The organism is Vibrio sp. Vb0598 (assembly GCF_033338935.1).
GTDB lineage: Bacteria > Pseudomonadota > Gammaproteobacteria > Enterobacterales > Vibrionaceae > Vibrio > Vibrio alginolyticus.
On the sequence record NZ_JAWOTP010000133.1, the window covers coordinates 1 to 1330 of the forward strand.

2 pseudogenes are annotated in these 1330 nt (G+C 44.7%); one reads left to right on the forward strand and one right to left on the reverse strand.

The annotated features are described in order from the left end of the window. A pseudogene (locus tag R7Q38_RS23515) lies at window positions 1-505 on the reverse strand (M23 family peptidase); the annotation flags it as partial. A 473-nt stretch (window positions 506-978) separates the two neighbouring features. On the opposite strand from R7Q38_RS23515, the pseudogene R7Q38_RS23520 reads away from it, so the two are divergent. Next, window positions 979-1330, forward strand: a pseudogene (locus R7Q38_RS23520) (hypothetical protein); the annotation flags it as partial.

Genomic DNA, 1330 nt, shown 5'->3' on the forward strand with positions numbered 1-1330 from the left:
TTTTCGCTACCTTGGTGACAGGATGAATACGTTTGCCAAAACCGGATGAAAGTCGAACTTTACCCACAGGCGAACCGTTTGGTATTTGATTGAGCATCAGCGTTCGTACATTCGAAGTGATCGCTGCTGAATCCAGTCGAGTATCCAAATCTTCATTGGTGGCGTGATTATCCACGCCAAGCACTTTTTCTAGTTCGCCTAAGCGCTCGGAAACCAACTGAACCCGCTCCTCTCGCTCTGAAAGGTCGTTTTCTAGTTCAGACTTCAACGCCTTTAATGTACTGAGCTCTTCGCCCATGCTGCGTGAGTGCTCGGTGAGCTGCGCTTGTTTCATCGCTGCGCTATCGACCCGCGCGTAAAGATGGTTTATGAGAATGGCGGTAGCTGCCAAAGTCAGTACAAATAGCCCTAAAAAGGTTTTTAGGTTGCGTTGCATCCGTTTACTGAAATACCAATGCTTGGAGCCATTGATGGTTGATATCGAGATCGTCAGTTGGTCTTTCATCATGTCGTAATGATCGTATTCTGGTATAAGCCTCGTCACTGAGTGAGCTCGACTGTAAGGAAAACCACAGGGGACTGCCAGAGGCAAATTGGAAAGAAGTGTCAGGTCGTGAGCCGTTTTCCGATATTTGATAAAAGACTCAGTGTGGATTTAATGTTGGGTTAATTTTGGTCGGTGTTGCATGTTTGGCACTTTAGAGTGACGAAATTACCAATAGTATGAATGTGCAATTCAACATACTTCACGGTTTATCCTATAAATTGCGGATATTTTAAGAAATTAATATTCATTAAATTGATAACTAGCGACGGATCTTTATGATGACGGTTGATATGCCGATAGAGCACTCATTAGCCAGTGTTTGGCGGTGTAGGAGAACTGTAATTCGTCTCTACAGAACTCGATTTATTAAGGCTTAAAACTCGAATGCAAAACGCATTTACGAACCGATATAACTAACAACGGAGTTGGTCGTGAAAAAACTACTATTGGCTACAGCAGTGGTCGCAGCAGCGGGGGCCGCTGGGTACCTGTACCAAAATAACCTTCCTCAGAGCGGTTCAAGCTCACTATTGGCGCAAATCCCAGCCGATTCGCTCGTAGTTACTTTCCAAACAGAACCTTTCAAACACTACGAATATGTGAACGCGTTTGGCTCTGCCAATCAAATGACCATGTCTGATATGTTTGTTGGTGAGCAGCTGTCACCAAAAGAGCAGTTTGCGATCGATCTGTTTGACGGATACTTAAAAAGTGCTGCGTCGCCAGAAACTTTGAAAGCGTACTTAGGTACAGGCGATGAGATCAACCCAGTGCTTTACACGC